The following is a 14303-nucleotide window of genomic DNA, read 5'->3' as shown; positions in this document are numbered from 1 at the left end:
TTGTCAGATGGTGCCCGTGCTGTCGGCCGCGGTAGAATCGAGACCGGCAGCATTCCCGATTGTGCGATGGGTCAGTACCGTTTCGAGGGCTCGAAGGTGGTCGATCGCTCCTCGATTACTCCTCGGACGCGTAGGGTGGCGCAAAGTTTGTGCCCACTGATTTGCCGGCGGTGCAGGTTGCGCCGTGCATCTTGTCACGACCACCAGGCATGCCGCGACCGCGACCGTGCTGCGCACTTTCGAGAACGTCCCCACTGGCTCAGACTTAGGGACGTCGCCGCTTTCCTCGTGGTCGCGTCTCGGCCTGAGATACTCAGCGCCGTTACGAAGGGGGAGTGATTGTTGCAGGCCAACAGGAACCCCGACGGGTCCTAGGCTGGCCCGATGAGTTCCCTGGCATCGACCCGCCCATTCGTGGGCGCTGCTCGCGTCGCCGTCGGTGCAGCGGCGATCGCGGTGATCCTCCACACTTACGCGCTGAGCATCGCGGTCGGCGATTCAAATCCGTTCGACTACTTCGGCTACTTCACGAACCAGACCAGCCTCCTCGCGAGCGCGGTGCTGATCGTCGCGGGATCGGTCGCGCTTGCCCGCCGTCCGACTCCGGTGTGGCTGAGCTACGTCCGTGGCGCATCGACGGCTTACCTGATCGTCGTCGCCGTGATCTACAACACCCTCGTTCCCGGGACCGGCTCGGCCCCGCCCTGGGTCAGCGCCGTCCTGCACCTGGTGCTTCCCGCGCTCGTCCTCCTCGACTGGACCGTCGCCGCTGACTGCGGACCGCTCTCCTGGCGTCGGCTGTGGGTGCTCCTGCCCTACCCGATCATCTGGGTCATCGTCGTGCTTGTTCGCGGAGCAACCGACGGGTGGGTGCCGTATGGCTTCCTACTCCCCGCTAACGGGGCGCTGTCGCTCGTCGTGCACGTCGCCGGCCTGACCTGCGCGGTGCTGCTCGCCGGCGCGCTCGTCTGGGCATTGAGCCGACGCCGCAGATCGGCCGGCTGATCTCCTGTCCTCCGTCGCCGTGGATCACGAGCGGTGCTGACTCTCGACGTTGGGAGCGCCACCTCTCGTGTGGGTCGCGACTCGGCCCCGGCGGGCTTTGAGCACGCGGAACACGAGATTGATCACCAGCAACCCCGCTCCAGCCGGGATGGCGCCGGCCGTGAGAATCAACGCTTGGAAAAGGAGCGGCTGGCTCATCGGCACTGGGATCAACGACGGCGGAAAGACGACGTTCTCGAGCAGGACGGGAAAAAGGCCGATAGCGATCCCGCACCAGAGGGCACTCACTACAGCTGGAAGCCACGCGACGAGAACAGGCCGACGCGAGAGCTGAGGTGCCCCATTCTTTCTGGACCACCGCGGAATTGGTAGGATTACCGCGATGACCGAAAGGAAGGCCCGGGATGTCCAGTTCCCGTGGGAAGTATTCTCCGGAGTTCCGCGTGGAGGCAGTGCGCGAGGTGATTGATAGGTCGCGATCCGTCGCGGACGTCGCTCGAGAGCTCGGACTGGTTCCGCAGACCCTCACTAATTGGGTGGCTGCGCATCGCCGAAGCAGTGCCGGCGGCGAAGAAGAACTGACCGTTCAGGACAGGGCGCGAATAAAGGAACTCGAACGGCGGGTCCGCGAACTCGAAGAGGAAAACCTGTTTTTGGGAAAAGCATCCGCGTTCTTCGCGAAGAAGTTCCGCTAGCCGCCAAGCTCGAACTCATTCGCCGCGAAGAACGCGACCCCAGCCGCACGCTATCAATCCGCGGACTGTGCCAGGCGGTCGGCGTCAATCGATCTAGCTATTACGAATGGCGCGATCGCAAGACCTCCGCAACCGCTGAATGGCGTATAGGTATCACCGAACTCATCCGAACAGCCTTTCAGGCCTCCGATGGCACCTACGGCTACCGCCGCATCACCGCGCAGCTGGCGCGGTGGGGCCGTCCAGTCGCCCACGAGACCGTCCGCCGGCTCATGCGCGCAGCAGGACTGGAACCCTGCCAGCCCAAGCCCTGGCGGCCGGTGACCACGACCCCAGGCGATCCGACTGACATCCCCGACCTCGTCAAGCGGGACTTCACCACAAACCGACCCGGCTGCAAATGGGTCGGTGATATCACCTATATCCGCACCTGGGAAGGATGGGTCTACCTCGCGACCGTCCTCGACTGCTATTCAAAGAAGGTCGTCGGGTACGCCCTCGCCGACCACATGCGTACCGAACTCGTCAGCGAAGCTCTCGAAATGGCGGCAAGGAACCAGCCGAACCGGGCCGCGAAAACGATCTTCCACAGCGACCGCGGCTCCGTTTACACCTCCGCCGACTTCGGGAAACTCGCGAAGAAGCTCGACATCAGACAATCGATGGGCCGGACGGGAGTCTGCTGGGACAACGCGTGGGCCGAATCATTCAACGGAACACTGAAGAACGAGCGCTGCAATCGCACTCAATGAGGCTTATGCAAAATTGGTTTTTTGCCGAGTGAAAAAGATGAGTCCGCGGACGGCGTTGAAGGCATCTCGGAAGGTGCGCAGTGGCCGCCGGTAGTCGGTGTGGAATATCCGCCAGGTCTTGATGCTAGCAATTGTTCTCTCGATCACGTAGCGGTGGGTGTTCACGAAGCGATTGTGGTGTTTGGCGTAATTTGGCAGATGTTCTTCGCTTGGCCTCTTCTTTATTGGTGTGACCATTCCGGTGCCTTGATAGCCTTTGTCGGCCAGCGTGTTCGAGAGGTTAACGGTGTCGGCCAACCCGGTTTCTCGAAACGCGTGGGCATCGTGATGCTTGCCCGCGATCGGATCCGAAATGTGGATCAACCGACCGGAGAGATCGGCGAGGACCTGGCAGTTGTGCCCCGTGGTCATGTGTTTCCCGGAGTACAGCTCTGGCGCGTCCGACCAGGACCAGCACGGCAGGAGCGTGCCGTCGATGACGGCCGTTGTCCCGCGGAGCGCGGCCTCGACGTCCGGTTGCTCGTCGTCTATCACGACATTGAGCATCGCCTCAACCGACGCGATCGTTCGCGACACGGTCGACTGACTGACACCGACCACATCAGCGATCAACTGCTCGGTCACATTCTGGCGATAATAGAGAAGAGTGACCCGCAATGCTCCCTCGAGGGAAAGTCTGCGCGGACGTCCTCGCCGCCGACGCCACATGAACTCGTTCTCGATCCGTTCGGCGAGGATCGCGTAGTGCTCGGCCGTCATTCCCGTAGTAGACTGTGTGCGCACCGGCTGGTTCCTTTGCGAAGAGTTTCTGTTAAAGGCTGCTCTTCAATCAAAGCGGATTAGCCGGTGTTATTCGTGACCGACACGCGCAAATCCATCTCGATCAATCGTATTTTGCATAAGCCTCCTTGATAGCCTTTGTCGGCCAGCGTGTTCGAGAGGTTAACGGTGTCGGCCAACCCGGTTTCTCGAAACGCGTGGGCATCGTGATGCTTGCCCGCGATCGGATCCGAAATGTGGATCAACCGACCGGAGAGATCGGCGAGGACCTGGCAGTTGTGCCCCGTGGTCATGTGTTTCCCGGAGTACAGCTCTGGCGCGTCCGACCAGGACCAGCACGGCAGGAGCGTGCCGTCGATGACGGCCGTTGTCCCGCGGAGCGCGGCCTCGACGTCCGGTTGCTCGTCGTCTATCACGACATTGAGCATCGCCTCAACCGACGCGATCGTTCGCGACACGGTCGACTGACTGACACCGACCACATCAGCGATCAACTGCTCGGTCACATTCTGGCGATAATAGAGAAGAGTGACCCGCAATGCTCCCTCGAGGGAAAGTCTGCGCGGACGTCCTCGCCGCCGACGCCACATGAACTCGTTCTCGATCCGTTCGGCGAGGATCGCGTAGTGCTCGGCCGTCATTCCCGTAGTAGACTGTGTGCGCACCGGCTGGTTCCTTTGCGAAGAGTTTCTGTTAGAGGCTGCTCTTCAATCAAAGCGGATTAGCCGGTGTTATTCGTGACCGACACGCGCAAATCCATCTCGATCAATCGTATTTTGCATAAGCCTCAATATCCGACAAGAGAGAAAGCGATCCGCGACGTGACACGGTACATCGAACTGCGTTACAATCAACAACGACTTCACTCGGGGCTTGGCTATCGGACCCCGAACGAAGCCGAGCAGGCATGGATCACCGAGAACCTCGCCGCGTAGACAACTATTCAACTGGTCCAGGAAACGTTGGGCAGCTCAAGCCTCCGGGGAGCGACGTACCCACCGACAGCGGCAACGACAATCGAGATGACGGCACCTACCCCGCCGGCGCCGATCGCGATGGCCCCCTCGGATGGATCCGCGTCCGTGATCCCCAGAGCCACTATGAAGCTGCTGAACATCAGAACCACGGCGGCGAGCACGGTGACCACGCCGGCGGCGGTCCAGCAGATGAACGCGTTCACAGATCCATCGGGTGCTGGAGTCGCCGCCCGCAAGTCGGTATCGACGTCTGTTGCTTGCTCATTCGTTGGTGGGGCCTCGATGGTGTTCGCGTGGTCGGAGGACGGCTTGAAGTCGGAGAGTGGCTCGTAGGTGTTGGCCGCGTGCGGTCGATTCGCTGACTCCGAGGATTGTCGCGGCCTCGGGGAGGGTAAAGCCGTCCCAGAGCATGAGCCGGATCAGTTCGGACTGATACTTCGGGAGCGAGTCGAGAGCTGTGCGGATGTGGCGGGTGTTCGCGTCGACCGGATCCGGTCGGTGGGTGTCGAAGTGCTGGCGGAGTTTCTAGGTGAGGCCGTCGTTCCGGATGGCTCCTCGTGCGGTGTTCGAGTGGACTCTGCGGGCGACGCCTAACAAGCGGTCAGAACTTTGGCAAATCGGGCATCATTTCGCGGTTCTCGTGGGAACATCGGTGCCGTCCACTAAGACCGTTCGGCCTAAGACAGCTGCCTCCCCCCGGGTAGGTAGCAGGCCTGCTCGATCACCGGGGAAGCAACCCGGGGGCGGGAGACTTCACCTACGAGGAACTCTTTCTGGGCGTTGTCAGTAGCTACGCGGTGCTCCGCACCCACGCGATGCTCGGCACTTACCTGTAGGACTGCGACGACGTGCTTCGAGAGCATGTCCGCGTAGCCCTCCTCGGGTTCTCACGGGCGCCGGAGGGGCGCTCGCGGGCGTTCGCCCAGACGACTCCGCCATGATCGAGGCTGGTACTCGACGGAAGGTTATCTGTGAGCATGTTCAAGCGCGTTCTCGGCATGGCGTCGAAGGCGCTCGATTCCAAGGGTGGATCGTCTTCGGGCGGAACGACCGACTGGCGCGATCTGGTGCGCACGGCCGCCGACAGGGTGACGGGCGACGCCCGGACCGGGCAGCCGCCGCACGGATCCGCGCAGCCGCGTTCCTCCGCCCGCCCTCAGGACGCCCGGCCCGGGCATCAGCCTGTGGTGACGCAGGAGGACCGCGCGGCGATCGCGCGCGACGACTACCTCCTCCGCACCGCCGACCCGGAGCAGCTGGAGCAGGTGCACCGCGATGCGTTCGCGAAGCTGACGCCGGCGCAGCGCGCTCAGGTGGAGGCGCGCCTCCGAGACGAGCTGCCCGCGAACGAGCAGCCGCGATCCTCCGCCCCCGACGACCTCGCGCGCGCGGCCACGCGGGGCGAGGCGAACAACCCGGGATTCCTGAAAAACATGTTCTCGAAGCCGGGGACCCGCGGCGCCCTCGCGGGCGCGGGCGTCGGAGCCGCGGCGGGCATCGGGCTCGGAGCGGCGGGCGGACTGCTTGCGGCGGTCGCCGGTGGCGCGGTGATCAGCAGCGTCGCGGGTCCGCTCCTGGCGCAGGCTTCGGGCCTCGGAGTGGACTTCGAGAACCTGGCCGGCGGGTTCGGCGACCTGGGTGAGTTCGGTGACATCACCGGCGGTGCGGGCGAGTTCGTCTCCGGCGCGGGCGAGCACCTGTCGGGGCTCGGGGAGCAGGTGTCGGAGTTCGGCTCGGACTTCCCACTGCCGGGACTCGGCGACCTCTTCGACCGCTAGGCGGTCTCAGCCGGAGCGGCCCGGCGGCGGAGGAACGGCGACACGATCGCGAGGGCCGCTCCGAGCACGAACAGCACCGCGCCGACGATCGCCACGGCGGTCGTCGACCAGTCCGGGCGGTCAACAACGGTCGTGCCGTCGAGCAGCGTCCACTCGCAGGCCGCGCCGAGGGGCCACCACGACCAGAAGCCGCGTACCAGCTGGCCGGCTTCGGGAGGGACGCCGCCGAGGCTCCCCCGGCAGAGGTCGTCGAAGCCCTGGGCGCTGAGGGTCGCGTATTGCGCCGGCACGAGTGCGAGTGCGGCGAGGCCGGTGAGGACCAGAACCAGGCCCGCGAGGAGCGCGAGGCGGGCGGTCGTCACTCGCCGCTTCGTCGGGGTCCGGGCGGGAGCGGGCGGCGTCTCGGTCATCGTCCGATGGTGTCATGAGCGGAGGGGGACGGGGCGGGCCGACGGCACCGAGGGGGAAAGGCGTGCATCAGTGCGATGCCGCCCTCTGCTTGACGGCTGCGCCTCGGTTGCGCGCACGTCACCAGAGTCCGCCCTTCGCGCTCAGTCCGGGGTGGGTGGACGCGATGAGGAGGAGGGAGAACGACGCGACCCCGAATACGGAGATCATCACGAGGGCGACGGCGCTGCCACGTGCAGCGCTGAGTCGACCGAGCAGGGGGTGCTCCTTCCTCGGAGCCGCCGGTGTGCACCGAACGGCCCGGTCGAGGAAGGCGTGGGACGAAGGGGGTTGCACGAGGTGCGCGGAGTCGGCGGCGTCGTACCCTCGTCTGCATGGGTGTCGTGTTCTCACTGCTGGTCATCGTCCTGACCGTTCTCGCGCTGGTCGACGTCGTTCGGCAGCCCGACAACGTCGTCCGGAATCTGCCGAAGATCGTGTGGATCCTGCTGATCTTCTTCCTCCCGATCATCGGCGTCTCGCTGTGGTTCCTGCTCGGCCACGAGTGGAAGCGGGGCGACGGCGGCTCGTTCGTTCCCGGCGGCCGTGTGCCCCGCCGCCGGAAGCAGGCGCCGCCGCCGATCGTGGTCCGGCCCGCTCCCAAGAGCACGGAGGAGCAGCTGGCCGATCTCGAGCGCGAGGAGGCGCACTATGCGCGGCTCGCCGAGGAGCAGCGTCGCCGCCGCGAGGGGGAGCGGCCGCTCGACGCGTGAGCGGCCGCTCCGATCGGAGCTACCTCGCGAAGTCCGAAGCGCCCCACTGGATAGCGGCGATCTTCGCCTGGCCTACGACGCTGGGGTGGAAGTCATCGACCGTGCTGATCACGTCTTCGGTGATGGGGGCGGCGGTGAGCGCACCGCCGTCCCAGTCGCAGAGCGGGCCGTCGAGGGTGCAGGCGTGCTGCAGGGCGGAGTTGTACTGCTCAGTCCGCGTCGCGGCTGCCTTGACGGAGGCGGCCGCGGCCGTGCTGTTCAGCGCGCTGCCATCGGCGCCGACTCCGCGGGTGGTCCGGCAGGCGTTGGCGGCGGGCCAGATCACACCTCCGGGTCCGTTCTTGACGACCGACCACTCGGCGGCGATGTTGGGCGTCGACGAGAGGACGATGTGGGCGGTGGGCCAGGCGGTGCGGATGCGAGTGATCGCAGAGAACGCTGCGGACTGGAAGGCGTCGGCCGGGGTCATCGTGTATCCGTCGGCGGCGACGGCGTTCGTGGGTGCGCACAGATCGTTCCCGCCGATCAGGAGGGTGACCACATCCGCATGCACACCGGCGGCGACCGCGGCATCCACATGCGAGGGGACCTGCGCGAGGACATCGCCGCTGTGCGAGTAGTTCGCGGTCGTGATCTGCGTGCCGGGACGCGCCGCGCCCAGTCGTGTGGCGAACGAGTTCACTTCGGGGTTCGTGCCGGTGGCCCAGCTGTTGCTGGGACAGTCCGCCAAGGAGCCACAGGTCGCGTAGCCCTGGGTGATCGAGTCGCCGAGGCTCACCACCGAGAGGGTGTGCGGAGCGCAGGCGCTGGCGGCCTGTGCAGGGACCAGAGCGGCAGCGAGGGCGACGGCTGCGCCGACGGCAAGAGCCCGCGCGCGGCGGGTCCTGGCGTGTCGACGGAGGGACGGGAACAGGCGCATGATCAACCAATCTCTAGGAGTGCAACGGTGAGAAACCGTCGGTCATGAGACTAGGGGCGACGTGCAGCGTTTGTCCCTGAAATGATGACCAAAGAACGAGTCCCGTCAGTACAGACTTCTCCTCGCGCAACGGCAGCAGCTCGGTGTGCACGGCCGTCGCGATCACGGCGATGAGGGCAGCCGCCGCGACGATGAGACGGACCAGCGCGACCGGTCGGCGACCCGCGTGCACCCACGAAGAGGGGGAGAGCGGGGTCGTCGCTCGAACGTAGCGCCGGAGCGCTCAACGCCCGGGCCCATGCTCTGGGCGCGACGCTGCCGGGGCCGGTGTTTGAGGGCCGGATCAGGCCGGGATCTTCGCCCCCAGCAGGTTCGCGGCCGCCTCCGCTGCGCGCTCGGCCTCCTCGACGCTGGAGAAGGGCCCGGTGGAGACGAGGGACGGCGCGCTGGTCAGGCGGGGGTCGATCTCGAGTCGGAACCGGGGCAGCTCCGCTCCGGGAACGACGACAATCCTGACTCCGTTCCGGCTCCATCGCGCGGGTTGGATCGAAGAAATCTGTGTCATGGTGCTCTCCGCTTTCGCGATCATCCGCACAGGTGGCTGACGCCTCGACCGTGCTGGTGTCACGCTACGACCGGTAGTGATCTCTCCGAACGGGCTTGATTTCTCAGGCTCGGCGGGCGTATCGGGTCAGTGCAGCCGGTCGAGGGTGTCGCTGATCCGGCGCAGGCACTCGATCAGCACCGACATCTGTGCGGCGTCGAGATCGGCCAGCACCTCGCTCTCAGCAGCGACCAGGTTGCGCATCGCCTCGTCGACGCGTTTGGAGCCTCGCGGGGTGAGCGAGACGATCTTGCTCCGGGAGTCCGCGGCGTTCTGCTCGCGGACCACGAGCCCGCGGGCTCCGAGCCGGTCGACGCGGCTGGCGAGGTTACCGCTGGAGAGGGCCAGGTGCGTGGCGAGCGCCGAGGGGGTCATCCCGCCCGGTCCACGCTGGCGCAGCAGCGAGAGGAGCTCGAACTCCCACGGGGCGAGGTCGCTGACGGCGAAGGACTGGCGCCGCACCTCCTGCACGCGCGGACTGAGCCGACGCAGACGCGAGACGACGTCGAGCGGCGCGAAATCGAGTTCGGGCAGGGCACCGGCCCACGCGTCGATCACCAGATCGACATCGTCGTCTTCGCGCATTCCCTGATTATCCCGGGTGGCGCGGACGGCGACGACGGGTGGCTCGCGGCGGTAGACGGGCCTAGCCTGTGCGGATGACCGGCTCGGATGCGGGCTCGAGGTCGGCGGCGCAGGGGCGAACGGCGCAGGGGCGCGGGGCTCAGGCGCGGGCGGCCCGCACGTACGCGACGATCGCGTTCGCGTGGCCGTGCCCGAGGCCGTGCTCGGTCTTCAGCCAGGTGACGACCCGTAGGTGCGGCTCGGTGCGCAGGCGTTCGTCGGCGAGGTCGAGCCAGTCCTGGACGGGGCGGCCGTAGGTCTTCTCGATGCTCGGGAAGTAGGAGGCGGGGCCCGTCGGTTTCGCGCCGTCGGCGGGCGGTTCAGGAGCGAGCACGCGGTCGGTCATGCGGTCACGATAGCGAGCGCGCGTCAGTGCGTGTAGGCGGAGGGGTCAAAGCGGCCGAGCTCCTCGCGGAAGGCGAAGGCGAAGTCGGGCCAGAGCAGGGTCAGGCGTCGGTTCTCGTCGAGGTACCAGCTCTCGCAGCCGCCGTTGGTCCAGACGGTGTCAGCGCTCAGGGAGTCCAGGCGGGCGACGGAGGCGGCCTCGGCCTCGGCGGTGACCTCGAGGACCTCCGCTCCGGCGGCGTCGCGGTGGTCGAGGGCGGCCAGGACGTAGTCGATCTGTGTCTCGATCATGTGCACGGCGGAGTTGTGGCCGAGGCTCGCGTTAGGGCCGTTGACGACGAAGAGGCTGGGGAAGCCGTGCACCGCGGTGGACTCGTAGGCCGCCATCCCGTCGGCCCAGCGATCGGCGAGGAGCAGACCGTCGCGGCCGCGGATCCGCCGGGCGAAGGGCGGCCGTGTAGAGAGGAAGCCGGTGGCGAAGACGAGGACGTCGACCTCGTGCCGGACGCCGTCATCGCCGAGGGCCGCGCCCGCCTCGACGCGCCGCAGCGGGCCGGGGACGACGCTGACGTGCGGCTGCGCGAGAGCTGGGTAGTAGTCGTCCGAGAGGAGGACCCGCTTGCAGCCGATCTCGTAGTTCGGCGTGAGGACGGCGCGCAGCTCGGGATCGGCGACCTGCTCGGCCAGGTGGTCCAGCGCCTCCGCCCGGAGCCGATCGATCACCTCGGGGACGGCGACCCGGCCGGCGAAGCCGAGTTCGGCCCGCCAGAACAGCTGCTCGCGGAGGCGGGAGAGGGCTCCGGGCGCGCGGGAGAGGGTGCGGCGCTCCTGCGGCGGGTAGGCGCGGTTTCGCCGCGGGACGACGTACGGGGCCGAGCGTTGGAAGAGCACCACCTCGGCCGCACGCTCCGCGAGGTGCGGCACGATCTGCACAGCGGAGGCGCCCGAACCGACGATCCCGACGCGCGCCCCGTCGAGGTCGACGTCCTCGCGCCAGCGCGCGGAGTGGAAGGCCGGCCCGTCGAACCTGTCGAGCCCCGGCACAGCCGGGAGCCGCGGCTCGGAAAGGCGTCCCGCGCACACGAGCAGGACGGCAGCGGAGTAGTCGCCGCTCGAGGTGCGCACCCGCCAGCGTTGCGACTGCTCGTCGAAGACCGCCTCGAGGACCTCGGTGCCCAGCCGGAGCCGCGGCGCGAGGCCCTCCCGCTCGACGACCCGCTCCAGGTAGGCCTGGATCTCGGCTCCGGGGGCGTACAGCGTCGACCAGTCGGCCTCGGGGGCGAACGAGTAGGAGTAGAGGTGCGAGGGGATGTCGCAGGAGACGCCCGGATAGACGTTGTCGCGCCAGGTGCCGCCGATCCGCTCCGCGCGTTCCAGTACGACGAAGGAGGTGCCGCCGCGTCGCTCGAGGCGCACGGCGGCACCGAGGCCGGCGAATCCGGCTCCGATCACGACGACGTCGACGTCCATCAGACCCTCATCGCGGCCAGGACGCTGCCGGGCGGATCGCGGTGCGGGTCGGCGAGGAAGCGCTCGAGGGTGGCGAGGAGCTCCGCCGGGCGCTCGGCGAGGACGGCGTGACCGGAGTCGACGACGGCGTAGCGGGCGTCGTCGATCGCGCCGAGCAGCGCCTCCGGACCGTCGACACCGACGACGGCGTCGCCGGAGCAGCCGACGATGAGGGCGGGGACGCGGCAGCGCGCGGCGGCCTGGACGACCTCGGCGCGCGCGGAGGCGGCGAGCATCCGCGCGGCGTCGGCGTCCCACGGGGAGGACGGGGTGTCGGAGCGGAGGAGGGCGAGCAGGAGGGCGGCCTCCTCCTGCGCTGTAGGCAGGAGCTGCGGCCAGAGCCGCGCGGTGCGGAGCAGGCGTTCGGTAGGGCGCAGCCAGCCGGCGACGAGGGCGAGGGCGCGCACCCGATCATCGACGGTGGCGAGGGCGACGGCGGCGCCGAGGGAGTGGCCGATCAGCACGGCCTCGTCGGCTCCGAGCGCGTCGAGGGCGGCACGGACGGCGGCGGGGCCGTCGAGCCACGGGTCGCGGAGGTCGACGAGTTCGAGTGCGGCGACCCGGTGCCGCCGAGCCAGCATCGGCAGCAGCAGGGCGGTGTCGCTCCGTGCGCCGCGGCCGACGCCCGTCAGGAGCAGCACCGCCCGGGAGCCCTCGGGGCCGGCGCTCAGCAGACGCACTGCGGATCCCGCGGCCTCGATGCGCTCCTCCCGGACCAGCTCGGCTTGGCGCCGGAGGTACTCGGACTGCGTCATGACACCCGGCGGGTGTGGCGGAGCGGCAGGCGCAGCCGCTGCGGACCCGCCGTCACCGTCGGCGATGCTTGCAGGGCGCGCTCGGGGGCGACCAGTCCGTAGGTGGTGGTGCGCTGGCGCCAGCCCCGGCCGATCTCACCGCTGAGGCGGGCGACGGTCGCGATGTCGAGCGAGCGGTACGCCTCCGCTCCCGCCTCGGGCCGGAGTGCGCCGTCGAGCAGCAGGCCACCGAGGTCGTCGGCTCCACCGCGGAGGAGGATCTGCGCCGCATGCAGCCCGAGCTTGGTCCAGGCGGTCTGCACGTGTGCGATGCGGCCGTGCAAGACGAGCCTGGCAACCGCGTGCACGGCGCGGGTCTCGCGGAGGGTCGGGCCGCCGCGGCTCGCGCGCACAACGGCGGGCGGTGCCTCCGCCGGGACGAACGGCATGGCGATGAACTCGGTGAACCCGCCCGTCTCGTCCTGGATCGCGGCGAGCGTGCGGAGGTGGGCGAGCTGCTGCTGCGGCGTCTCGACGTGTCCGTAGACCATCGTCGAGGTGGAACGGAGGCCGCTTCGATGCGCGGCCGTGATCGCCTCCCGCCAGTCGGCCGCACTCGGGTCGGTGCCTTCGCTGAGGACGGCGCGGACGTCGTCGTCGAGGATGCGCGCCGCGGTGCCGGGCACGGAGTCGACGCCCGCCTCGCGCAGGGCGTCGAGCATCGCGGGCAGGGTGCGACCAGTGCGGCGCGCGACCTCGAGGATCTCCGCGGGTCGGTAGGCGTGCAGGTGCAGCGACGGCTGCCGCTGCGCGAGGGTCCGGACGATGAGGAGGAGGTCGTCGCCCGGGTGCTCGGCAGCGATCGCGCCCTGGAGGCAGAGCTCCGTGGCGCCGAGCGCGACGGCTTCGTCGGCCAGTTCCTCCAACCGTTCGACAGTGAGTCCGCCGGCACCCCAGAGGGACGTGTCGATGTTGCGGTTCACGACGACCGAGACCTCGTCGCCGGCCGCCTCGCGGCGCAGGTCGTCCGCGAGCGCGGCGAGAGCGTCGAGGTCGTCGCCGTCGGCCGCGAGCAGGGCGAGATAGTCGGCGTCCTCGAGTCCGGCCGGGCTCGCTTGTGCCCGCGCGATCACCGGGCCGAGGGTGGGCGCGAGGGGCCGGGGCGGCGCGTCGAGCGACTCCCGGTAGGGCCGGGGGAGGACCGGTGCCGCCTCGTCGGCGAGCCAGGTCTCGCGGTCGGCGAGGGCGGTGACGTAGGGAGCGACGCGGGGGTCGATCCAGGTGTCGGAGTCGCGGAGGTACTGCGGGTGCGCGGTCAGCCGCTCGTGCAGTCGATAGCCGGCGGCCGCGGAAAGCCGAGCGAGGTCGTCGATGTGGGGCCAGGGGCGCTCCGGATTCACGTGGTCGGCTGTGAGCGGGCTGACACCGCCCCAGTCGTCGACCCCGGCGCGCAACAGCAGCCCGAGCTCCTGCTCGTCGGTGAGGTTCGGCGGCGCCTGGATCGTCGCATCGGGGCCGAGCACGAGTCGGGCGACGGCCACGTTCGCGACGTACTCCTGCAGCTCGAGGTCGACCTCGTTCTGCATGGCGGTCCGCGGCTTGGCGCGGAAGTTCTGCACGATGCACTCCTGCACGTGACCCCAGCGCTCGTGCGACTCGCGGATCGCGAAGAGGGCGTCGGCCCGCTCGGCCGCGTTCTCGCCGATGCCCAGCAGCACGCCGGTAGTGAAGGGGATGCGGCTGCGGCCCGCATCCTCGAGTACGCGCAGGCGCAGTGCGGGGTCCTTATCGGGCGAGCCGTAGTGCACGCCGCCCTTCTCGGACCAGAGCCGCTCGGCCGTGGTCTCGAGCATCATGCCCATCGAGGGGGCGACCGGGCGGAGACGTTGCAGTTCAGCCCACGACATCACGCCGGGGTTGAGGTGCGCGACCATGCCGGTCTCGCTCATCACCAGGACGGCCATCGCGCGCACGTACTCGAGCGTCGAGGCGTAGCCGTGCTCGGCGAGCCAGGAGCGGGCGACTGGCCAGCGGTCTTCCGGGCGGTCGCCGAGGGTGAACAGGGCCTCCTTGCAACCCAGCGCGGCTCCGGCGCGGGCGACCTCGAGGATCTCCTCCGGCTCCATGAAGGTCGACTCGCGCTTGGCCGCGAGCCCGCCCGGGGTCTCCACGAACACGCAGTAGTGGCAGCGGTCGCGGCAGAGCTTGGTCAGCGGGACGAAGACTTTGCGCGAGTAGGTGACGATGCCCGACCGTCCGCGGCGGGCGAGTCCCTCGTCACGCACGCGACCGGCGGCGTCGAGGAGCAGGTCGAGGTCGGCTCCGCGGGCGTCGAGGAGGGTCTGGGCACTCGCGCGCGTCAGCGGCTCGCCGCGGTCGAGTCGGGCGAGGAGGGTGGCCGTGGTCATGCGGGAGCGGCCC

Annotated in this window: 18 protein-coding genes; 6 read left to right on the top strand and 12 right to left on the bottom strand. The window is 68.6% G+C overall.

What is annotated here, in order from left to right; translation table 11 throughout:
* The first annotated feature begins 384 nt into the window (after positions 1 to 384).
* The 3 genes from A6122_RS10690 (at position 385) to A6122_RS17310 (ending at position 2452) form a co-directional block, all read left to right on the top strand.
* Positions 385 to 1005, top strand: coding sequence for a Pr6Pr family membrane protein (locus A6122_RS10690; RefSeq protein WP_068254714.1), 621 nt, complete (start codon positions 385 to 387; stop codon positions 1003 to 1005).
* A 404-nt stretch (positions 1006 to 1409) separates the two neighbouring features.
* Positions 1410 to 1700 (top strand): transposase, encoded by a 291-nt coding sequence (locus A6122_RS15835; RefSeq protein ID WP_084415971.1) that lies wholly within the window; start codon positions 1410 to 1412, stop codon positions 1698 to 1700.
* On the top strand, positions 1670 to 2452 hold the full coding sequence (locus A6122_RS17310) for an IS3 family transposase (protein WP_237358277.1): 783 nt from the start codon (positions 1670 to 1672) through the stop codon (positions 2450 to 2452). The genes A6122_RS15835 and A6122_RS17310 overlap by 31 nt, the downstream gene beginning before the upstream one ends.
* 3 nt (positions 2453 to 2455) lie before the next feature.
* On the opposite strand, the gene A6122_RS10675 is transcribed toward A6122_RS17310, so the two are convergent.
* Together A6122_RS10675 and A6122_RS10670 are read right to left on the bottom strand one after the other, a co-directional pair.
* Entirely contained in the window at positions 2456 to 3211 is a 756-nt protein-coding gene (locus A6122_RS10675; RefSeq protein ID WP_084415693.1) for a transposase family protein, read from the bottom strand.
* Positions 3212 to 3291: 80 nt separating this feature from the next.
* Complete coding sequence (locus A6122_RS10670; protein WP_068253701.1) at positions 3292 to 3873, bottom strand: transposase family protein; 582 nt, start codon at positions 3871 to 3873, stop codon at positions 3292 to 3294.
* 96 nt (positions 3874 to 3969) lie between these two features.
* On the opposite strand from A6122_RS10670, the gene A6122_RS15825 reads away from it, so the two are divergent.
* Positions 3970 to 4167 carry a hypothetical protein gene (locus A6122_RS15825; protein WP_146085071.1) on the top strand — a complete coding sequence of 66 codons (198 nt, stop codon included), beginning with the start codon at positions 3970 to 3972 and terminating at the stop codon, positions 4165 to 4167.
* 8 nt (positions 4168 to 4175) lie between these two features.
* On the opposite strand, the gene A6122_RS10665 is transcribed toward A6122_RS15825, so the two are convergent.
* Positions 4176 to 4412 carry a hypothetical protein gene (locus A6122_RS10665; protein WP_068254709.1) on the bottom strand — a complete coding sequence of 79 codons (237 nt, stop codon included), beginning with the start codon at positions 4410 to 4412 and terminating at the stop codon, positions 4176 to 4178.
* A 58-nt stretch (positions 4413 to 4470) separates the two neighbouring features.
* On the bottom strand, positions 4471 to 4674 hold the full coding sequence (locus A6122_RS17705; RefSeq protein WP_084415969.1) for an RNA polymerase sigma factor: 204 nt from the start codon (positions 4672 to 4674) through the stop codon (positions 4471 to 4473).
* Between the two features lie 512 nt (positions 4675 to 5186).
* Here A6122_RS17705 and A6122_RS10655 point away from each other — a divergent pair.
* Positions 5187 to 5987, top strand: a complete 801-nt coding sequence (locus A6122_RS10655; protein WP_237358170.1) for a hypothetical protein — start codon at positions 5187 to 5189, stop codon at positions 5985 to 5987.
* Here A6122_RS10655 and A6122_RS10650 read toward each other — a convergent pair.
* Entirely contained in the window at positions 5984 to 6397 is a 414-nt protein-coding gene (locus A6122_RS10650; protein WP_104261876.1) for a hypothetical protein, read from the bottom strand. The two genes, A6122_RS10655 and A6122_RS10650, sit on opposite strands and share 4 nt — an antisense overlap.
* Positions 6398 to 6769: 372 nt before the next feature.
* Between A6122_RS10650 and A6122_RS10640 the strand changes: the two genes are divergently transcribed.
* Entirely contained in the window at positions 6770 to 7147 is a 378-nt protein-coding gene (locus tag A6122_RS10640; RefSeq protein ID WP_068254697.1) for a PLD nuclease N-terminal domain-containing protein, read from the top strand.
* Positions 7148 to 7166: 19 nt separating this feature from the next.
* On the opposite strand, the gene A6122_RS10635 is transcribed toward A6122_RS10640, so the two are convergent.
* The 7 genes from A6122_RS10635 to cofG all read right to left on the bottom strand — a co-directional run bounded on the left by A6122_RS10635 (position 7167) and on the right by cofG (position 14290).
* Positions 7167 to 8066: an SGNH/GDSL hydrolase family protein gene (locus tag A6122_RS10635; protein ID WP_068254696.1), complete on the bottom strand. Its 900-nt coding sequence runs from the start codon at positions 8064 to 8066 to the stop codon at positions 7167 to 7169.
* A gap of 343 nt (positions 8067 to 8409) precedes the next feature.
* Complete coding sequence (locus A6122_RS10625) at positions 8410 to 8631, bottom strand: hypothetical protein (RefSeq protein WP_146076687.1); 222 nt, start codon at positions 8629 to 8631, stop codon at positions 8410 to 8412.
* A gap of 126 nt (positions 8632 to 8757) precedes the next feature.
* Positions 8758 to 9255, bottom strand: coding sequence for a MarR family winged helix-turn-helix transcriptional regulator (locus A6122_RS10620; protein WP_068254685.1), 498 nt, complete (start codon positions 9253 to 9255; stop codon positions 8758 to 8760).
* Between the two features lie 139 nt (positions 9256 to 9394).
* Complete coding sequence (locus tag A6122_RS10615) at positions 9395 to 9640, bottom strand: DUF4287 domain-containing protein (RefSeq protein ID WP_068254684.1); 246 nt, start codon at positions 9638 to 9640, stop codon at positions 9395 to 9397.
* A 23-nt stretch (positions 9641 to 9663) separates the two neighbouring features.
* On the bottom strand, positions 9664 to 11109 hold the full coding sequence (locus A6122_RS10610) for a flavin-containing monooxygenase (RefSeq protein WP_068254683.1): 1446 nt from the start codon (positions 11107 to 11109) through the stop codon (positions 9664 to 9666).
* Positions 11109 to 11903, bottom strand: a complete 795-nt coding sequence (locus A6122_RS10605) for an alpha/beta fold hydrolase (RefSeq protein WP_068254681.1) — start codon at positions 11901 to 11903, stop codon at positions 11109 to 11111. Before A6122_RS10605 ends, A6122_RS10610 begins: the two co-directional genes overlap by 1 nt.
* Positions 11900 to 14290, bottom strand: coding sequence for a 7,8-didemethyl-8-hydroxy-5-deazariboflavin synthase CofG (gene cofG / locus A6122_RS10600; RefSeq protein WP_068254679.1), 2391 nt, complete (start codon positions 14288 to 14290; stop codon positions 11900 to 11902). The genes A6122_RS10605 and cofG overlap by 4 nt, the downstream gene beginning before the upstream one ends.
* Between the last annotated feature and the right edge of the window lie 13 nt (positions 14291 to 14303).

It is taken from the genome of Rathayibacter tritici (genome assembly GCF_001641005.1).
Lineage (GTDB): Bacteria > Actinomycetota > Actinomycetes > Actinomycetales > Microbacteriaceae > Rathayibacter > Rathayibacter tritici.
This window is presented reverse-complemented; position numbering and strand designations above follow the sequence as displayed.